Here is an 18944-nt window from a genome sequence, read left to right as displayed (position 1 = left end):
CTCATGAACGAACGACAGAAAAGCTCGCGTGCGGGTTGGCTGCCCAAGTGGCTGGCCCCGCGCGGGCTTTCGCGTCCCCGCATCGGGGTCGTCACCGATTCCGCCTCCTGCCTGCCGCAGTCCTTCCGCGACCGCGCCGGCCTGACCGTGGTGGATATCCCGATCATCGTGGACAACCATGTGCACGGCGCCGACATCCAGGCCCTGATGATGGGACTGGCCATGGGCAAGCCGGTGAAAACCTCACGTCCGGCCCCTGGCGAATTCGCGCGCGCCTACCGGCAGCTATTCGACCAGGGATGCGAACAGGTCATCTCCATCCACATGTCCGGGGCGCTCTCGGGCACCACCGAATCCGCCCGGCTGGCCGCCGCCGATTTCGAGCACAGGGTCACGGTGCTCGATTCGACGACCGTGTCGTTGCCCTTGGGCTTCACCGTCGCCGACGTGCTTGATGCCCGGGATGCCGGGGCACCCCTGCAGATGCTCGAGCAGATCGTCTCGATGGCCGGCGCGAATTCGGTGTATTTCGCCGTGCCGAGTCTGGAGCAGCTGCGCCGCGGCGGCCGCATCAGCGCGCTGTCCTCGGTGCTCGGCAGCCTCTTGAACGTGAAGCCGATCCTGACCATCGACCAGGGAGCGATCACCGCCCTGGAAAAGCCGCGCTCTTTCGCCCGGGCACAGGCTCGGCTCGTAGCGCTGGCGCTTCGGGATGCCCGCAGCGCCCAAGGCCCGGTCCGCCTGGGCGTGATGCATTTTGGCGCGGCCGAGCTCGCCACCGAGATCGCTACCGAATTAGCTCCCTTCAGCAACCAGCCGGTGGTGATCGAGTCGCTGCCCGCCGTGCTCGCCGCCCACACCGGAATGGGCGTGCTTGCCGTCGCCGTGGCGCCCTTGGATCCACAGCCGGACAACGGTTCGCCAAAGGCTTCCGCCTCCTGATCCATACTGTGGGGCATGGGCCGCCATGATTTTTTCAGCAAGTATGCGCCACGTCCCGGCCGTCTCAGGTTTGCGGTCTCGCGCGTGGCGGTGCTGGCTCTGGCCATCATCGTGCTGGGCTGGATCGCTCTCTCCATCCTGCTGGCCCCGCCGCCTTCCAACGAATCGCTGGCAGCAGTTCCGCTGGAACCGGTGCCGACAAGCAGCCAGAGCGCCAAGGGCTCTCCCAGCCCGACCGGACCTCGGGTGACCGTGCACGTCATCGGCGCGGTGCAGAAGCCTGGCGTATACGAGCTGCCCGAAGGCTCCCGGATCACCGATGCGGTCAAAAGCGCCGGCGGCCTGGCCAAGGATGCCCACCCCGAACTGGTGAACTTGGCGGCCAAGCTCATTGACGGACAGCAGATCATCCTGCCTGGCGGCAGCCCTCGATCCCCGGGTCCAAACCTGCCGGTGCCCAGCGATAACGCGAAAATCTCGATCAACACCGCAGATGCGCAAACACTGCAGGAGCTTCCCGGCATCGGTCCTGCCCTGGCCGAACGGATCATAGACTTCCGCACCGAAAACGGCCCGTTCAGCACCGTGGAAGAACTTGACGCCGTGTCCGGGATCGGGCCGGCCATGCTTGAGAAACTCGCCGATCTGGTGATCCCATGAACGCGGATTTCCGTGGCCTGTGGCTGCTGGCCGGGGCGTGGCTCGCCGCGTACTTCACCATGCCGCCCTGGTTGCTGTGGGCGTTCATCGCCTTGCTGGCCTTGCTCATGGGGCTTTTGCTACGTGAACGCCACGATGGCGCCCACTGCACACCCTGGTTCACTGGACCGATCGTTTTCCTTCTGGGACTCGTAGCGGTCACGTTTATCGGCGCCACCAGCAGCGATTGCGGATTGCCGGGGGAGCACGCGCAACAGCGTCGCGCCGTGCTCAGTTTTGATCAGCCGGTTCAGCCGGATCAAGAAGGAGTGCTGAAGGGCCGCGCGAACATCGAGCGGTATTGGCATGGGGGCCACTGGGTGCAATGCGAAGTCCCGGTGTACCTGAGCGTCGCCTATGCGCTGCCGGAAGACGCCGCCTCCTTCGAAAGCATCGTGGATCTCGAGCCGTCTGACACCGGGTCCTTTGGCTGGTGGGCACAGGCGGCCAGCGAGCCGAAGGTGCTTTCCGAGGTGCAACCGAATCCTGCCGATCATCTCAAAAAGCGCTTCACGCAGGCGCTGGATCATCTACCCGGCAATGCCCAGGCTCTGCTGCCGGGCATGCTCTATGGAGATCGGTCCGGTCAGGAACAGGCTCTCGCCGATGCGATGAAGACCAGCGGGCTAAGCCATCTGACCGCCGTCAGCGGTTCGAATATCGCGCTGCTTGCAGCCATAATCCTCAGCTTGCTCCGACTCTTTTCCATACCCCGAGTCCCCAGCGCACTGCTCATGATCAGTGCTGTCGGGATGTTCACCTGGTTTGTCGGCCCAGATCCCAGCGTGCTTCGGGCAAGCTTGATGGGCAGTATCGCGGTGCTCTGCCTGCTGATCGGGCGCGGCCAGGCTTCCTTGGGGATCTTGTCTTTGAGCGCGGCGATCTTGCTCCTGGTTGATCCCGGGTTGGGCGCGGAACCGGCATTTGCCTTATCCGTGTTGGCGACCCTTGGCATCATCATGCTCTCGCCAGCGTTGACCGAAATTTTTGGCCAGTTCCTGCCCGCGTGGCTAGCCGAGTTGACCTCGATCTGTTGTGCAGCACAATTCACGTGCTTGCCAGTGATTATTTCTTTGAACAGCAATTTCAGCGTGTACTCCTTGCCTGCCAACCTGCTGGTCGCGCCCCTGCTCCCGCTGATTACCGCGGTGGGGATGGTGTGCCTGCTGCTCTGTACGCCCCTGCCGTCGCTGACGCACTTGCTGTTGTGGATCCCGGGGCTTCCGGCTGAGCTCGTAGGCCAAGTCGCCAGGTTTTCCGCTTCCTTGCCTGGAGCGTCACGACCATGGCCATCGGGTGCCACTGGCGTTGTCTTGGCGATCATGCTGGCTGCGATGCTGTGCATCCTGCTTATTGCCGGTCGGGAGACAGAGCATCTGCGCGTGAGGCAGGTATCGCTGGCTATGCTCGGGGCCGTTCTGGTATTTATCGCCGCCCTGGTCGTTCCCGCGACCTTGCTGTATCGCGAGCCGATCGACGATGGCTGGGATATCGCCATGTGCGATGTAGGCCAGGGCGATGCGGTCATCATCCACGTGGGGGAGAACCAGGGGTGGCTTATCGATGCAGGTCCCGAGGACGGCAATGTCGTCCAATGCTTGCGGCGGCTGGAAATCACGGCACTGCCCATCGTGTTTGTCACCCACTCCCACGCGGACCACTTCGGGGGAATCAAGGCGGTGGAGAACTCCGGCATCGACATAGGACAGCGCCTGGTGTCTGCTGGATTTGAACTCGATCGCTGGGCTGGGGCTCAAATCATCGAAGCAGGTGCCAGCGTGGATAGCGGCCCGGTTGGCTATCAGGTGATCGGCCCTGAAACGCTGGCAGCCACGCGGGCTGAGCCTAACGACACTTCACTGGTAATCCGGTTCACATTTCATACGCGCTATGGAGAGGTGGATTATTTCTCCGCCGGGGACATGGAGTCCGAAGCCATGGGCGCCCTGCTGCGCAGATTCCCACAAGCTCCAGCCGCGATCCTCAAGGCCTCGCATCACGGTGCGCGAAACGGCGGCACTGAGATCATTGATGGACTCTCTCCGGAAGTGCTCCTGGTGTCAGCAGGAAAGGAAAACTCCTATGGCCATCCGCATCCGGAAACCCTGCGAGCCGCGAATGAAGTGGGTGCCACCGTCTTCCGGACGGACCAGTCAGGTACGGTGCTTCTCACATTTACCGAGCAAGGTGTCCACAGTAGCGCCTTAGGTTCACCGGTTCGGTAGGATCGATATATCGTACGAAGCACTAAGGAGCTCGATGGCACGCGCCCAAGCCAACCCCGGGATCTCATGGCGAGAACTCACGCCGCAACCGCTGATCTTGCTCACCGGTTCAGAGGATTATCTGGCATCCCGCGCCTTCGAGCTGCTTCGGTCGCAAGCTGCTGCGCGCGAGGACATCGAGGTCACACGACTTGACGCGGCGAAATATGAACCCGGCGAGTTGCTGCTGGCTACCAGCTCTTCGTTGTTCTCCAGCGCGAATTTAGTCGAGGTGCACGAACTGGCGCAAATGAATGAGTACTTCCTCAAGGATGCCATGAGCTACCTCAAGGATCAGGCGCCCGAAAATGTGGTGATCATGCACTACTCCGGCGAAACTCGCGGCAAGAAGCTCATCGACGCCATTAAGGCTGCTGGAGCGTTGGTCGTTAATTGCCAGCCGGTGAAGAAAGACGCTGAAAAGATCGATTTCGTCCAGGCCGAGTTCAAGGCCGCGAAACGCCGCATTACCCATGACGCGGTCAAAGCCCTGGTCGCTGCTGTGGGCAATTCCCTCGCAGAGCTGGGATCCAGTTGCTCCCAGCTCATTCAAGACACCACGGGAACGATCGACCAAGAGATCGTCGATCGGTACTACGGCGGTCGTGTCGAGGCTACGGCTTTCAAAGTCGCTGATGCTGCCATTTCGGGAAATGCGCAGGCCGCGCTACGCACCTTGCGCCATGCACTGGGCACCGGAACTGATCCGATTCCGATCGTTGCGACCTTGGCTATGAAAGTTCGCCAGCTGGCTAAGGTGCTCGGTGTTAATGAACCTGCCGCGTCGCTGGCGTCGGAGCTGGGCATGGCCCCGTGGCAGGTGCAGCAAGCGCAACAGCAAGCTCGTGGTTGGAAGCGCAGTGACCTTGCCCTGTGCATCGAGGAAATCGCGAATACTGACCGGATGGTCAAAGGTGGCAGCCGTTCTCCTGGCTACGCCCTTGAGCATGCCATCTTGTTCATTGCTGCCAAGGCCCCGAACCGTTGATTGAATAGTGAGCCTGATGGGGCTCTAGCTGCATTTCCAGCTCCTTCGTCTTCCTCGAGCGATTCCAGGCATCGTCGTGGTCGGGGAGCTGCGGCGTTAAAAACACAGGCCCCCGGAAACTCGGAAGTTTCCGGGGGCCTGTTGAAGTCTAAGCTTGGCTTAGAGGGCGCTAACCTTCTTGGCAATTGCCGACTTGCGGTTTGCAGCGTTGTTCTTGTGCAGAACACCCTTGCTTACAGCCTTGTCGAGCTTCTTGCCAGCCAGGCGCAATGCCTCGGTTGCCTTATCCTTGTCTCCTGCGGCTACTGCCTCGTTGACGTTGCGGATTACGGTCTTAACCTCGGAACGGACAGCTACGTTACGCAGACGTGCCTTTTCGTTGGTCAGGATACGCTTCTTCTGGGACTTGATGTTAGCCACTTTAATAAACTCTCTCGTTTATCGTTTTATACGGTCGGTAGAGGGTTCATCCTTCAGGCCATCGACTGAGCGGTGTGGGGCACCTATGGCGACCCGAAGGGGGCGTGTTGCCCAACCTGCGCAACACACAAGGATTAACTTTATCAGACGCCGGGCCCGACAACGAGTTCTTATGCCCGTTCGTTTAGGGCGTTCACCACATTCGCAAAGCGCTTCCGATCCAAGATGGCACCTTCGCGGCGTACCGACTGGTCATTCAGGCGGATGATGCGATCCAGCTTGACCTCGCTCGGACGGCGCTCACGGTCCCAACTGCCAGTGCCGATATCCATGTAATCCGGATTATGGTGGTTGGAGTTGTTCTTATCCTTGCTGGTGAGCATCAAGCCGAGAAACCAGCCCTCTGCGCGCCCCACGATCAGCACCGGACGGTCCTTGCCCTGCGAGTAGTCCTCTTCGTAGGGCACCCAGCCCCAGACGATTTCACCAGGATCCGCGTTGCCGTCCATCGAAGGCTGGTATTCGAAGTTAATGGGTCCGCGATAATCGCCGGGGTAGCCACCGGAAGGTGATGATCCGGAGTGATCCGCACGCTGCCGCGAACCGCCTTGGGGGCTCCGCCGGCCGGAATTCCTCGTGCTGTTGTTACCTGATGTGCGTGAGCGCGTCGAGTTGATCTGCTTGATCAGGCGCATCACGAGACTGAATATCTTCTCTGGATTCACTGCCATGAACGACAAACTACCAGCTGTCTCCGGTCGAAATACGTGATGGCTCGGAAATCATGACAGAATGGAACCTAATCCAACTACGTCTTTTAGTCAGCTAGTGAGGTCTGTTTAGGTGTCTCCATTGGCCCGCACCGCTCAGGTGCCTGCCGCGACCGATCCGTCGCTTATCCGCAACTTCTGCATCATTGCCCATATCGACCACGGTAAGTCGACCCTGGCCGACCGCATGTTGCAGCTAACCGGCGTTGTCTCGGCCCGCGACATGAAGGCCCAATATCTGGACCGAATGGATATTGAGCGCGAGCGCGGTATTACCATCAAGTCCCAGGCAGTGCGTATGCCTTGGGAATCCGAAGACGGAACCGCTTACGCGCTGAATATGATCGACACTCCGGGACACGTTGACTTCACTTACGAAGTTTCGCGTTCGCTGGCGGCATGTGAAGGCGCGATTCTTCTGGTTGACGCGGCCCAGGGCATTGAAGCGCAGACCCTGGCGAACCTCTACTTGGCCATCGAAGGCGATCTGACGATCATTCCGGTGCTCAACAAGATTGACTTGCCCAATGCGCAGCCTGAAAAGTATGCCGCGGAGCTGGCCAACCTCATCGGGTGCGAGCCCGAAGAGGTGCTGAAGGTCTCCGGCAAAACCGGCGAAGGTGTAGAAGCCCTGCTCGATGAGGTCATCAAGCAGCTGCCGCCTCCCGTGGGCGATGCCAAGGCACCGGCCCGCGCCATGATCTTCGACTCGGTATACGACACCTACCGTGGCGTCGTGACCTACGTTCGCGTCGTCGATGGCAACCTGTCTCCTCGCGAGAAGATCCAGATGATGTCCACCGGCACCACCCACGAGCTACTGGAGATCGGTGTTTCCTCGCCGAACCCAGAGCCGACCAAGGGCTTGGGCGTCGGCGAGGTAGGCTACCTGATCACCGGCGTAAAGGATGTTCGCCAGTCCAAGGTCGGCGATACCGTGACCAACCATCTGAAGCCTGCCAGCGAATCGCTGGGCGGCTACGAAGAAGCCAAGCCAATGGTGTTCTCCGGCCTGTACCCGATGGATGGCACCGACTACCCGGTCCTGCGTGACGCGCTGGATAAACTGCAGCTCAACGACGCCGCGCTGACCTACGAGCCGGAAACTTCCGTGGCTTTGGGCTTCGGCTTCCGTGTGGGCTTCCTGGGCCTTCTGCACCTGGAAATCACTCGCCAGCGGCTGGAGACGGAGTTCAATCTGGACCTGATCTCCACCGCGCCGAATGTGGTCTACGAAGTCATGGGCGAAGACAAGCAGATGATCACCGTGACCAATCCTTCGGAGTTCCCGGACGGCAAGATCCTCGAAGTGCACGAGCCGATGGTCGCAGCGACCATCCTGGCCCCGAGCGAATTCATTGGCGCGGTGATGGAACTGTGCCAATCGCGTCGTGGAACCATGCGCGGCATGGACTATCTGTCGGAAGATCGTGTCGAAATGCGCTATCACCTGCCGCTGGCGGAAATCGTGTTCGACTTCTTCGACCAGCTCAAGTCCAAGACCCGCGGCTACGCGTCCCTGGACTGGAAGGCTGATGGCGAGCAGGTCGCCGATCTGGTGAAGGTCGACATCTTGCTGCAGGGTGATCAGGTGGACGCGTTCAGCGCCATTACCCACCGCGACAAGGCCTACTCCTACGGCACCATGATGACCTCGAAGCTGCGCGAGCTGATCCCTCGCCAGCAATTCGAAGTTCCCATCCAGGCTGCGATCGGTTCGCGCATTATTGCCCGCGAAAACATCCGCGCTATCCGCAAGGACGTTTTGGCCAAATGCTACGGCGGCGACATCAGCCGCAAGCGCAAGCTGCTGGAAAAGCAGAAGGAAGGCAAGAAGCGCATGAAAATGGTTGGCCGTGTGGAAGTCCCGCAGGAAGCCTTCATCGCGGCGCTGTCCACCGACGAACCGAAAAAGAAGTAGATGCCTTCAGTTCTGCCTGACGGCGATCCGGCCCCAGCCGATGGTCTGCTCCCGGCTTCATGTGCGCGTGAAGCTGAGGGGCGGACCATGTCCTTTTATGTGCATATCCCGTTTTGCACCGTTCGTTGCGGCTACTGCGATTTTAATACTTATACCGCCACAGAGCTCGGCTCGGGCTCAAGCCAGGCGACCTACGCCGCCACGGTAAGCAAGGAAATCAGTTTCGCGCGCGAGGTAATGGACCGTTCCGGCCAGCCGCACCGTGAGATCGAAACGGTATTCTTCGGCGGCGGGACGCCTACCTTGCTTCCGGCCAGCGATTTGGTGTCCGTCCTCGATCAAATCCGCAAGGACTTCGGCCTAAAGCCGGGCGCTGAAATCACCACGGAAGCCAATCCTGATTCGGTCACCCGTCAAAGCCTGCAGGAATTGGCCGATGGCGGATTTACCCGCGTGTCTTTCGGCATGCAGTCTGCCGTGCCGCACGTGCTCAAGGTGCTGGAACGTACTCACGATCCCAAGCGCGTTCCGCAGGCTGTTGCCTGGGCTCGCGAAGCTGGACTGGATGTCAGTGTTGATCTGATCTACGGCACCCCGGGGGAGTCGCTGGAGGACTGGCGCACAAGTATCGAAGCGGCGCTGAGCTACGAACCTGATCATATTTCTGCGTACGCATTAATCATCGAAGAGGGAACGAAGCTTGCCGCGCAGATTCGTCGCGGCGAAGTCCCGAATATCGACGATGACGATCACGCCGAGAAGTACCAGTTGGCTGATGACATGTTCGCCGCCGCCGGTTACTCGTGGTACGAAGTGAGCAATTGGGCCAAGACCCCTGCGAATGCCTGCCAGCACAATATCGCATATTGGAAGGGTGGCGACTGGTGGGGCGCCGGCCCTGGAGCGCACTCGCATGTTGGCGGCCTGCGCTGGTGGAATGTGAAGCATCCAGCTGCGTATCAGCAACGCATTGATGCAGGGATCTCACCCGGACACGGCCGAGAGTACCCCGATGCCCAGGCTGTGCAGTTGGAGCGAACGATGTTGTTGACGCGCCTGAGTTCCGGGATGCAAATCAGTGAGCTCGATGCCACTGGGCGCACCAAGGTCGCGGGGCTGATTGCCGATGACCTGATTGATGCCAAGGCGGCGTTTGCTGGAACCATCGTGTTAACACAACGAGGCCGGCTCTTAGCCGACCTCGTGGTGCGAGAATTACTCGATTTCTGATCCTGGGCAGTAAAACTACTTCATCAGGCGAAGATTGAACTTGTAGCGGTAAGGGCGTCCCTTGTTGGCCTGGATGGCCGCAAGGGCGCCTGAGAGCGTCATGTAAACCCATAGGGCCACGGCGAGCACGGAGAAAAGCCATCCGATGCCCGGCAGGATCGTGCACACATTCAGCGCAATCGCGAGGATGGTCAACGGGAAAGTGAAGTTGAACGCTTCCTTGGACTCTTGTGCTGTGAAGGCTCCACGGTCGCGGAAGACAGCAAAAATAATAGCGGATGGAATGCAACCGAGGATGGCGCCGAAATGTGCCATCGTTGACCATTGCCGGTCCTCAGTGGGAGTCAGCGGCAACGCAGCAGTTCGCGATCCCTCGAAGCTCGAATTCTCCGATGACTGCGTCTGGCGTGAAGTCACTATTTTTCCTTGTCTTGCCGTGTCTGGTTTTAACTTCATCATAGCCGGGACGGTTCACCCAGCGGTGAGATTACGGGGTTAAAGTCCAGCTATTAGTCAATTGTTAGAAAACCGTAATCTTCGGTTGTCAGAAAATCGATCAATTCTTCTATCCTTCCCAACAATTGTGGCTCCAACTGCCCGTAGTGCGAGACCGTGGACAGGATCCGTCGCCAGCCGATGCCGATGTCCTCGGCAGTTTCATGCGGCCAGCCAAAGGCCTTTAGCACCCCGGATTTCCAGTCGGTGCCCTTCGGGATCACCGGCCATGCCTTGATCCCGAGGGTCGATGGCTTGATGGCCTGCCAGACGTCGATATACGGGTGGCCGAGGATGAGCACATTCTGCGCGGCCCCCGGAACTTTCATGGCTTCGGCGACGATGCGAGCTTCCTTGGTACCGGCCACAAGGTGGTCGACAAGGATTCCGAGCCTGCGCTCCGGGGAGGGTGCGAAGTCGCGGATAGCTCCGGCGAGGTCATCCACGCCGTGCAGGGGCTCGACCACGATGCCTTCGACACGCAGGTCGTGGCCCCAGACCTTTTCCACCAGTTCAGCGTCGTGCTTGCCCTCCACCCAGATACGGCTGGCGCGAGCTTCACGCGCTTTGAGTCCCGACACCGCCCGGGATCCAGAAGCGGAGACCATGGTTTTCGGCTGCGCGGCCCTGGCAACCGGGTCAACCATTTCCACCGCCTCGCCTTCAAGGTAGAACCCGAAACCGGCCTGGAATGAACGGGTCTTGCCGTGCCGGTCCTCAAGCACGATGATGCGCATGCCACCGGACTTTTCAGTACGTATGACCTCACCAACCCAGCCTGAGGTGGCGTCCTCCAAGACCATGCCACGCTCGATAGGTACCTGGCGGAGTTTTTTCGCTGCTGGAGCACTGAGATCCTGCGGTCCCCAGGAGTAATTAGTCACGTACTGCCTTTCGCTGTGATCGAATAAGCTCGAAAACCAATGCTAGCAACCGATGAACGTATTAGACTTGGCACTTGACAGGTTAGAGTGCCAAACCCTTCTGACAGGGATTCCAAGGAGGTGGCGTTGTGAGTGAGCTTCGGCGTTTGGATGTTTTGCGCGCCATCGTGGAAGACTACGTCCAGTCCCGTGAACCGGTTGGATCCAAGGCGCTGCTTGATCGGCACAATCTTGGCGTCAGCGCGGCCACAATCAGAAATGACATGGCCCTGCTCGAGGAAGAGGGGCTCATCGCGGCTCCGCACACCTCATCAGGCCGGATCCCGACCGAGAAGGGCTATCGGCGCTTTGTCGATGAGATCGGCGAGCTCAAGCCGCTTTCGCGGGCTGAACGCGACGCCATCAACAAGATCCTGGACAGCTCTACGGACCTCGATGAGATGCTCAAGAGCACCGTGCGCCTGCTGGCTCGATTGACCAACCAAGTGGCGATGATCCAGGTGCCGCACTATGACACCGCTTCGCTGAAGAACCTTGAGCTGGTCAGCCTGGGCAGTACCCAAGTGCTGATGGTGATGATCGCTTCCAACGGCACCGTGGATCAGCGCATGATGGCTGTTCCGCGGCTGTATACGGATACCGAACTGGCAGATTTGAAGCTGTGGCTGCTCAATAGTTTTGAGGGCGTGCAGCTGGCCGATCTCGGCGGCAAGCTGTCGCGATCCGGTTTGAGCCCGCAGCAGCAAGCCGAACCGTTGGTCGATGCCGTGGTGCATGCCTTAGAGGAAATGGCCCAAGCGGCGAATACGCAGCGCATCATCATGGCGGGAACAGCGAATCTGGCCCGCGTGGAGGGCGACTTCCCGTTGAGCATTACTCCGGTGCTCGAAGCCCTCGAAGAGCAGGTAGTGCTGCTGAAGCTCTTCTCCGAGCTTGAGGCTGATTCGCGCGGCGTGGCCGTGGCGATCGGCACTGAACACCACTACGGACAGCTATCGGAGGCGGCGGTGATAGCAACCACGTACGGTTCGGATGTGCGCAACAAGCTCGGGGTGCTCGGTCCGACCCGCATGAACTATCCGACGTCGATGGCCTCGGTGCGGGCCGTTGCCCGCTACCTGTCAAAGATTTTGGCGAACTGACCACGCTGGCGATACGCTAAGCATTTTTTGAATTTTGCATTATAGGAAAGGACACGGCGAATAACGTGAGCTCGCATTACGAGACCCTGGGCGTTGCCAAGGACGCGACCCCTCAGGAAATCAAGAGCGCCTACCGAAAGCTGGCACGCAAGCTGCACCCGGATGTGAATCCAAGCGAGGACGCCGCAGAGCAGTTTAAGCTTGTGACCCGCGCTTACGAGGTTCTTTCCGACCAGACCAAGCGCTCGAACTACGATGCCACCGGCGATGAAAACGGCAACGCCCAGCCAGGCTTCGGAGCTGGAGGCGGACAGGGCTTCGGCGGGTTCGGCGACATCTTTGAACAGTTCTTCGGCGGGGGACAGGCCCAGGGGCCGGCATCGCGCACCCAGCCAGGCCGCGATGCGCTGATCACCATCACGATCGATCTGGAAGACGCCGTCAAGGGCACCGTGTACCCGCTGGAGATGGAAACCGCAGTCACCTGCAAGACCTGCAACGGCTCCTGCACGCGCGAGGGCACCAGTCCGGTAACCTGCGACATCTGCCATGGTGCCGGTCAGGTACAGCGCCCAGTGCGCTCCTTCCTCGGCCAGATGATGACCGTGGAAACCTGTGCTGCCTGCCGCGGTTTCGGCACCACCATTCCGGACCCTTGCCTGGAGTGCAACGGCGAGGGCCGAGTGCGCGAGCACGTCTCCAAGTCGCTGAACGTCCCTGCCGGTGTGGATTCCGGCACCCGCATCCAGCTGCGCGGACAGGGCGAAGCCGGTCCAGGAGGTGGCCCCAACGGCAACCTCTTCGTCGAGGTGGACGTGCGCCGCCACAAGGTCTTCGAACGCGCGCAGACCGATCTGCACGCGAAGATGAGCCTGCCGATGACCGCAGCCGCTCTGGGCTGCGAGCTCAAGCTCGAGACTTTCGACGGCGAGCAGCCGATCAATGTCGATGCTGGCGCCCAGGACGGCGACACCGTGACCCTGCCAGGTCTTGGCGTGCCTCGCCTTCGTGGTGGCAAGCGCGGCGATATCATCGTGCACCTTCAGGTGGAGACCCCGACCAAGCTCGATGCCGCCCAGCGCGACCTGCTCGAGCAGCTGGCAAAGCTTCGTGGCGAGGAATTGACAGCTGGCCGAGTCGAGCACTCCGGCGGCATGTTCTCCCGACTGCGCGACAAGCTGAACCAGCGCTAAGCATGAGCAATCACAGCTTCGTCATCGACCCCGACGTGGCCCAGAACTCGGTTCCGGGAGATACCTTGGAGCTCTCGGGCCCCGAGGCTCACCATGCGGTGACCGTCAAGCGCGTCACCGCCGGCGAGCACCTGGACTTGCTCGACGGCCAAGGAATGCGGCTGACGGTCGAGGTTCTGGGCACGGGCAAGGACCTTCTCAGCGCGAGGGTCATCCAGAGGACCCAAGAAGTCGGCAGCGATCATCCTGTGACCTTGGTGCAGGCCCTGTCCAAGGGCGACCGGGATCTGCAGGCTGTCGAGTCAGCAGTAGAGCTCGGCGTGCTCGCTGTCCGTCCCTGGCAGGCTGACCGTTCCATCGTGCGCTGGAACTCGGCTAAGACCGAAAAGGCCCTGGCCAAGTGGCGGGCCCAAGTTCGCTCTGCGCAAAAGCAGTCGCGTCGGGCTTTCGAGCCCGAGGTCCTGGCTCCAGTGAGTTCCAAGGAGCTGGCCAAGGCCATTGCCGCTGATGTCCAAGCCGGAGCACTGGTCCTGGTCCTGCATGAGCAGGCCACCGAAGCTGTCGCTGCGCACGTATCCTCGTGGCTTGCTGCAGCGCAATCGGGTCAAAAGGTCGTGATGATTGTGGGGCCGGAAGGCGGGATCTCGCATGCTGAGCTGCTGGCCTTCGTGGATGCTGGAGCTCAGGCCGCACTGCTCGGACAACATGTCCTCAGGGCTTCTACTGCCGGTCCCGCAGCCCTGGTATTGATCCGCCACTTGCTCGGCGAACTCTGATTTAACCAGCGATTCGCGGGTACCTTGTTCGAAGGTGCCCGCGAATTCTTGTCTGCAGCCTAGATCGGCAATGTCCTGGTTGTGGTTACTTCACCGTGAAATCTGAAGTGACTTCGCCGACTTTCGCCTCGGATTCGGATTCCATGCCCCAGAACGTCAGCTTGTACGAGCCGGGGGCTAGGCGCTCGGTAATGCTGAAAGCGCCGCTCTTTTCGATTTTCCCGTCGATGACCTGCTTCTGGGCAGTGATCACCGTGAGCTTGCCGTCGGAGTCCTTTTTCTGCAGGGAATAGAACGTCCCGATATCAAAGTTCGTGGTGCGTCCCTTGATCTGGACTTTGCCTTCCTTCAGCACCGTTCCGTACTGCGGATCAATAATCCAGATCGGTGCCATGAACTTGGCGTTGCGTTCGTAGACGTCCTTGATTCGATAGCCGCCAAAAACTTCCGCATTAGGCTGGCCATCCACCAGGATCTTCACCGTCGGCGAAGAATCCCCCGCGAGCAGCCCGGAACTCGCGGCCGCAGCGCTGGCAGTGAACACCAGCTGCTGGATCGATCGTTCCGAAAGGCCCTCATCGAGGTGGGCGCTGAACACCTTGGCTGGAAGGTCCAGGGTGATGACGTTGGTGTTGCTGATCGAAACGCCGATTTCGTCAGCCGGCTTAAGCAGGGTGTAGCGATGCGGTCCGGCGGGATCAGCGGAGAGCAGGGTCCAAATCGCGTCGCCAATGGGTTCGCTGCGGCGGGTGTCGTCCAGATACTCGCGGTACAGGAACACTCCGGTGTCGGTATTTTCAAGCCAGTAGATCGGCAGCTTGGTGGCGACGCCGATCTGTTCGCCAGCGTCGGTAGCGCTGGGCAAGTTCAATGATTCGGCGTTGGCGCTCTGGGGCATCTCAAAGGAGCTCTCGCGATTCGCCAGGCCACAGCCTGCAGCGACGACGAGAGCAGCAGTAATTCCTACAATGCCTATTCGGCGGGGAATTTTCTGCATGAACCTTGACCGCACTACTTACCAATCCGTGAATCTTTTTGGGGATAAGGCTCGCAATTCATTTTTGAGCCGCTGTCATAGCTTGCCATATGAGTTGCCGAATTCTGCCCAAAAATGGCCGCACTTACTAATCCGTAACCAAATCTATATGTTCGCGACCTGCTAGGAATAGATTCATTTAGGACTACTTTCAGGTTCTGGACTTACGCTGAGGCCTGAATTCCCACCCGAAAACTCGTTGACTGGATAGAATGGAACCAAGGACAAAGCAACACCACCATCAAGCTCACCAAAGGGGCACCAAGCACTGCATGCAGGTTGAACAGAATAAGACGCAAGCGGACTCAGATTCTGCATCGCTCACCATTAGTTTTGATACAGCTGAACTCATGATTGCTACCCTGGGCCCGAATGATGAGCTTTTGCGCATCCTTTCTGGCGCCTATCCGCAAGTTAATTTCCGTCCTAACGGCCAGGCTCTGGTGCTCGCGGGAAACCCCCAGCAGGTTCGCAAAGCGCAACGAGTCACCGAAGAGGCACGATCCCTGGCATTGCGTGGGTCGCGGATGAGCGCGGAGACAATCGAGCAGATCATCAAAATGCTCAGCGCAGGAAATCCGGATGCCCCCACCGATGTGCTGGGCCTGAAGATCCTCTCGGGCCGTGGCCGTTCCATTCGGCCCAAAACGGTCAACCAGAAAAGCTATGTGGATGCCATCGAAGAGTCGACCATTACCTTCGGCATCGGGCCAGCAGGTACCGGCAAGACCTTCTTGGCCATGGCCATGGCCGTTGCCGCGTTGCAAGACAAGCAGGTCAACCGGATCATCCTGACCCGGCCTGCTGTCGAAGCGGGGGAGAAGCTTGGATTCCTTCCCGGCTCCTTGACCGAGAAGATCGATCCGTACCTTCGTCCGCTTTACGACGCCCTGCATGACATGGTGAACCCAGAAACCATTCCGCAGCTGCTGGAAGCCGGAACCATCGAAGTGGCGCCGCTGGCCTACATGCGCGGTCGCACGCTTAATGACGCCTTCGTCATTCTCGATGAAGCGCAGAACACCACCAGCGAGCAGATGAAGATGTTCCTGACTCGCCTCGGCTTCGGCTCGAAGATGGTTGTCACCGGCGACATCACCCAGGTCGATCTGCCTGGCAACGCCACCTCCGGGCTGCGCATGGCCAGCGAGGTGCTTGAGGGCATCGACGACATCTCGGTGTGCCGGCTGGATTCAACCGACGTTGTCCGCCATCGTCTGATCGCCGACATCGTCTCTGCCTATGACCGTTGGGACGATACCCGACGCAAAGAACACAACCGGGGACGGCGCAGCAAATGAGCATCGAAGTAAATAACGAAACCGAGTACGAAGTTGACCTCCAGGACGTCTCGGCGCTGGCGGACTCGGTCCTCAAGACCATGTTCTTGCATCCCGAGACCGAAGTTTCCGTCGTCTTCATCGATGAGGAGGCCATGAGCGCACTGCACGTGGAGTGGATGGACCTCGAAGGCCCCACCGACGTGATGAGCTTCCCGATGGATGAGCTGCGCCCAGGCACCGCCGGCGCCCCGGGTGAAAACGGCATCCTCGGCGATATCGTGATCTGCCCCACCGTTGCCGAAGCCCAGGCGAAGGCCGGTGGACACAGCACGCACGACGAAATTTTGTTGCTGACCACTCACGGACTGCTGCACCTGATGGGTTTCGATCACGTGGAACCCGACGAAAAAGAAGAGATGTTCACTTTGCAACGTCGATTGCTCGAGTCCTACACCGGACGCCCCGCGCCGAAGGAAACGGTGGAATAGCCCCGTGGAAATACTTCTGCTGATTCTCGCCCTCGTCTTCATGGCAATTTCCGCCGTGCTGACAGCTGCAGATTCAGCCTTCTACGCACTATCCCGTCATGCCGCAGAACGGCTGCGTGCCGAATCCAACGGCAAATCGCTCTCGGCGATTCTTGACGATACCGAAACCCACGCGCAGGCCATCAAGTTCTGGCGAATCTGGTTCGAAACCGCCTCGGCTGTAGCCATCGCATTGCTTGTAGCCCAGTGGATCGACAATGTATGGCTGATCGGGCTGATCGCGACCATCGCCATGGCCGGCCTCGGATTCGTGCTGGTCAGCGTCTCGCCGCGTCGCTTCGGCCGGTCCAATGCCGAGAGCGTGGTGCAGAATACCGCTCCGATGGTCCGCCTGCTGCGCGTCGTGCTCGGCCCGGTCACCAACTGGCTCGCTTCGATCGCCAAGGCCTTGAGCCCCGGCGGAGTCGACGAAGTAGGGTACCTGGGCAAGGAACGCCTGCGCGACCTGGTGGACCGCGCTTCAGAAGGCCAAGACCTTGATGAGGAATCCGCGGAACTGATTTCCTCGGTAATCGACCTCGAGGAAACCAGTGTCCGTTCCGTGATGGTGCCCCGCACCGACATGGTCGTGCTCACCGCTGACCAGAGCATGCACAGCGCCATGGACCTGTTCATGGCTTCCGGATACTCGCGCATCCCGTTGATCGGCGAGGACACCGACGATATCCAGGGGATCATCTACCTCAAGGATCTCATCCGGGAGATCCACGGGCTCCAGCAGGCAGAAACCCTCTCGGATCTGGCACGCAAGGTGCGCTTCGTGCCCGAATCCAAGTCCGCGGCCGAGCTCCTGCAAGAACTGCAGCAGGAATCGATCCACCTGGCCGTGGTGATCGACGAGTACGGCGGAACAGCGGGCCTCGTCACCCTCGAGGACCTGCTCGAAGAAATCGTCGGAGAGATCGACGACGAGTATGATCGGTCAAGGACCGAACTGATCGAGAACCCTGATGGTTCGCTGTTTGCGGTCGCTACCGCAGCGATCGACGACATCGCCGATCATTTCGACATGCACATTGAAGAGGAAGACGTCGACACCGTAGGCGGCCTGCTCTCCAAGGCACTGGAATCAGTGCCGGTGCTCGGGTCCACCGCCGATGTCAACGGCCTGAGGCTGACCGTGGTCGCCCTGGCCGGACGACGAAATCGCATCGGCAAACTCCATGTAGAGCGTCTGGAGACGGACGCATCCGACCATATTGAGAACGACGAGGATTCCTCACATGAGCGAAAACCATAAGCTGATGTCCGCCAGTGGCTGGCCAGAAAACTTCCGATCCGGATTCACCTCCTTTGTCGGGCGCCCCAATGCCGGCAAGTCAACGCTGACCAATGCGCTGGTAGGCCAGAAGGTGGCTATTACCTCGGCCAAGCCCCAGACCACTCGCCACACCATTCGAGGCATCGTTCACCGCGACGACGCGCAGCTGATCCTGGTGGACACCCCGGGCCTGCACCGCCCGCGCACTTTGCTGGGCCAGCGCCTGAATGATCTGGTGGCAGAAACCCTGTCCGAGGTCGATGCTATCGGCTTCTGCATCCCGGCCAATGAGAAGATCGGCCCCGGCGACCGGTTTATTGCCACCCAGCTCGCCCAATTGCAGCGCAAGCCGATCGTCGCATTGGTCACCAAGGCAGATCTGGTTGACCGCGAACAATTGGCCCAGCAGCTGATTGCCGTCGCCGAAATGGGCACGCAGAATTTTGGCGAGAATGGTTTCGCCGCCATCGTCCCGGTCTCCGCAGTCAAGGAATTCCAGGTCCAGGAAGTCGCCAATGTCCTGGTTGAGCAGCTGCCCAAGGGCCCGCCGCTGTACCCGGATGGCGAACTGACCGATGAGCCGGAGGCCAAGATGGTCGCGGAGCTGATTCGCGAAGCCGCGCTGGAAGGTGTCCGGGACGAGCTTCCGCACTCGCTGGCCGTTGTGGTTGAGGAAATGGTCCCGCGCGAAGGGCGCAGCGAGAACAACCCGCTGATCGACATCCATGTTTCGCTGTTCGTTGAGCGCTCCAGCCAGAAGGCCATCGTGATTGGCCGCGGCGGCTCGCGCCTGCGCGAAGTAGGTTCGAACGCCCGCCAGGGCATTGAGAAGCTGTTGGGCACCAAGGTGTACCTCGACTTGCACGTCAAGGTCGCCAAAGACTGGCAGCGCGACCCCAAGCAGCTAGGCCGGTTGGGCTTCTAGCCCGTTTCCACCCGATCCCCGTGCATGAGTTTTCCTGGCTCGTGCACGGGGAATTCCTGCATTTAAGGCGGTGTCCACAATGTGACATGGACCCGACACAAGTTTGAACATCGCCGATTCCACGGTGTTATGCTCAAGTCGTGCATTTCGAGCTTCTACTACTACTT

Annotated in this window: 18 protein-coding genes; 13 read left to right on the top strand and 5 right to left on the bottom strand. The window is 60.0% G+C overall.

The window, feature by feature from the left end:
- Window positions 1-3: 3 nt before the first annotated feature.
- The 4 genes from OF385_RS08055 to holA are packed head-to-tail and all read left to right on the top strand — an operon-like array spanning window position 4 to window position 4893.
- Window positions 4-942, top strand: coding sequence for a DegV family protein (locus tag OF385_RS08055; RefSeq protein ID WP_264277796.1), 939 nt, complete (start codon window positions 4-6; stop codon window positions 940-942).
- A 15-nt stretch (window positions 943-957) separates the two neighbouring features.
- On the top strand, window positions 958-1602 hold the full coding sequence (locus tag OF385_RS08050; RefSeq protein WP_264277795.1) for a ComEA family DNA-binding protein: 645 nt from the start codon (window positions 958-960) through the stop codon (window positions 1600-1602).
- Complete coding sequence (locus OF385_RS08045; protein WP_264277794.1) at window positions 1599-3866, top strand: ComEC/Rec2 family competence protein; 2268 nt, start codon at window positions 1599-1601, stop codon at window positions 3864-3866. Before OF385_RS08050 ends, OF385_RS08045 begins: the two co-directional genes overlap by 4 nt.
- 34 nt (window positions 3867-3900) lie before the next feature.
- Entirely contained in the window at window positions 3901-4893 is a 993-nt protein-coding gene (gene holA / locus OF385_RS08040; RefSeq protein ID WP_264277793.1) for a DNA polymerase III subunit delta, read from the top strand.
- A gap of 159 nt (window positions 4894-5052) precedes the next feature.
- Here holA and rpsT read toward each other — a convergent pair whose 3' ends face one another.
- Together rpsT and OF385_RS08030 are read right to left on the bottom strand one after the other, a co-directional pair.
- Window positions 5053-5313, bottom strand: coding sequence for a 30S ribosomal protein S20 (rpsT, locus tag OF385_RS08035; protein ID WP_022875164.1), 261 nt, complete (start codon window positions 5311-5313; stop codon window positions 5053-5055).
- A gap of 170 nt (window positions 5314-5483) precedes the next feature.
- Entirely contained in the window at window positions 5484-6044 is a 561-nt protein-coding gene (locus tag OF385_RS08030; RefSeq protein ID WP_264277792.1) for a type II toxin-antitoxin system PemK/MazF family toxin, read from the bottom strand.
- A gap of 112 nt (window positions 6045-6156) precedes the next feature.
- Here OF385_RS08030 and lepA point away from each other — a divergent pair, with 112 nt between their 5' ends.
- Window positions 6157-8004, top strand: coding sequence for a translation elongation factor 4 (gene lepA / locus OF385_RS08025; protein ID WP_264277791.1), 1848 nt, complete (start codon window positions 6157-6159; stop codon window positions 8002-8004).
- Complete coding sequence (hemW, locus tag OF385_RS08020) at window positions 8005-9234, top strand: radical SAM family heme chaperone HemW (RefSeq protein ID WP_264277790.1); 1230 nt, start codon at window positions 8005-8007, stop codon at window positions 9232-9234.
- 15 nt (window positions 9235-9249) lie between these two features.
- On the opposite strand, the gene OF385_RS08015 is transcribed toward hemW, so the two are convergent.
- Both OF385_RS08015 and OF385_RS08010 read right to left on the bottom strand, forming a co-directional pair.
- Window positions 9250-9651, bottom strand: coding sequence for a DUF4870 domain-containing protein (locus OF385_RS08015; RefSeq protein WP_264277789.1), 402 nt, complete (start codon window positions 9649-9651; stop codon window positions 9250-9252).
- 92 nt (window positions 9652-9743) lie between these two features.
- Complete coding sequence (locus tag OF385_RS08010; RefSeq protein WP_264277788.1) at window positions 9744-10613, bottom strand: DUF3097 domain-containing protein; 870 nt, start codon at window positions 10611-10613, stop codon at window positions 9744-9746.
- Between the two features lie 128 nt (window positions 10614-10741).
- On the opposite strand from OF385_RS08010, the gene hrcA reads away from it, so the two are divergent.
- The 3 genes from hrcA to OF385_RS07995 all read left to right on the top strand — a co-directional run bounded on the left by hrcA (window position 10742) and on the right by OF385_RS07995 (window position 13724).
- Window positions 10742-11755, top strand: a complete 1014-nt coding sequence (hrcA, locus tag OF385_RS08005; RefSeq protein ID WP_264277787.1) for a heat-inducible transcriptional repressor HrcA — start codon at window positions 10742-10744, stop codon at window positions 11753-11755.
- Window positions 11756-11820: 65 nt separating this feature from the next.
- Window positions 11821-12948: a molecular chaperone DnaJ gene (dnaJ, locus tag OF385_RS08000; protein WP_264277786.1), complete on the top strand. Its 1128-nt coding sequence runs from the start codon at window positions 11821-11823 to the stop codon at window positions 12946-12948.
- A gap of 2 nt (window positions 12949-12950) precedes the next feature.
- Window positions 12951-13724 (top strand): 16S rRNA (uracil(1498)-N(3))-methyltransferase, encoded by a 774-nt coding sequence (locus OF385_RS07995; RefSeq protein WP_264277785.1) that lies wholly within the window; start codon window positions 12951-12953, stop codon window positions 13722-13724.
- Between the two features lie 85 nt (window positions 13725-13809).
- Here OF385_RS07995 and OF385_RS07990 read toward each other — a convergent pair whose 3' ends face one another.
- Window positions 13810-14622 (bottom strand): GerMN domain-containing protein, encoded by an 813-nt coding sequence (locus tag OF385_RS07990; protein WP_264277784.1) that lies wholly within the window; start codon window positions 14620-14622, stop codon window positions 13810-13812.
- 410 nt (window positions 14623-15032) lie between these two features.
- On the opposite strand from OF385_RS07990, the gene OF385_RS07985 reads away from it, so the two are divergent.
- The 4 genes from OF385_RS07985 to era are packed head-to-tail and all read left to right on the top strand — an operon-like array spanning window position 15033 to window position 18777.
- Complete coding sequence (locus tag OF385_RS07985; RefSeq protein WP_264277783.1) at window positions 15033-16061, top strand: PhoH family protein; 1029 nt, start codon at window positions 15033-15035, stop codon at window positions 16059-16061.
- The gene (gene ybeY, locus OF385_RS07980) at window positions 16058-16531 is read left to right on the top strand and encodes an rRNA maturation RNase YbeY (RefSeq protein WP_264277782.1); all 474 of its coding nucleotides are present in this window, start codon (window positions 16058-16060) and stop codon (window positions 16529-16531) included. The genes OF385_RS07985 and ybeY overlap by 4 nt, the downstream gene beginning before the upstream one ends.
- 4 nt (window positions 16532-16535) lie before the next feature.
- The gene (locus OF385_RS07975; protein WP_264277781.1) at window positions 16536-17831 is read left to right on the top strand and encodes a hemolysin family protein; all 1296 of its coding nucleotides are present in this window, start codon (window positions 16536-16538) and stop codon (window positions 17829-17831) included.
- Window positions 17815-18777 (top strand): GTPase Era, encoded by a 963-nt coding sequence (gene era, locus OF385_RS07970; RefSeq protein ID WP_264277780.1) that lies wholly within the window; start codon window positions 17815-17817, stop codon window positions 18775-18777. Before OF385_RS07975 ends, era begins: the two co-directional genes overlap by 17 nt.
- Window positions 18778-18944: the final 167 nt, after the last annotated feature.

The organism is Glutamicibacter sp. JL.03c (assembly GCF_025854375.1).
Lineage (GTDB): Bacteria > Actinomycetota > Actinomycetes > Actinomycetales > Micrococcaceae > Glutamicibacter.
The sequence above is the reverse complement of the archived record's forward strand: the minus strand, read 5'-3'. Positions and strand labels throughout refer to the sequence as shown.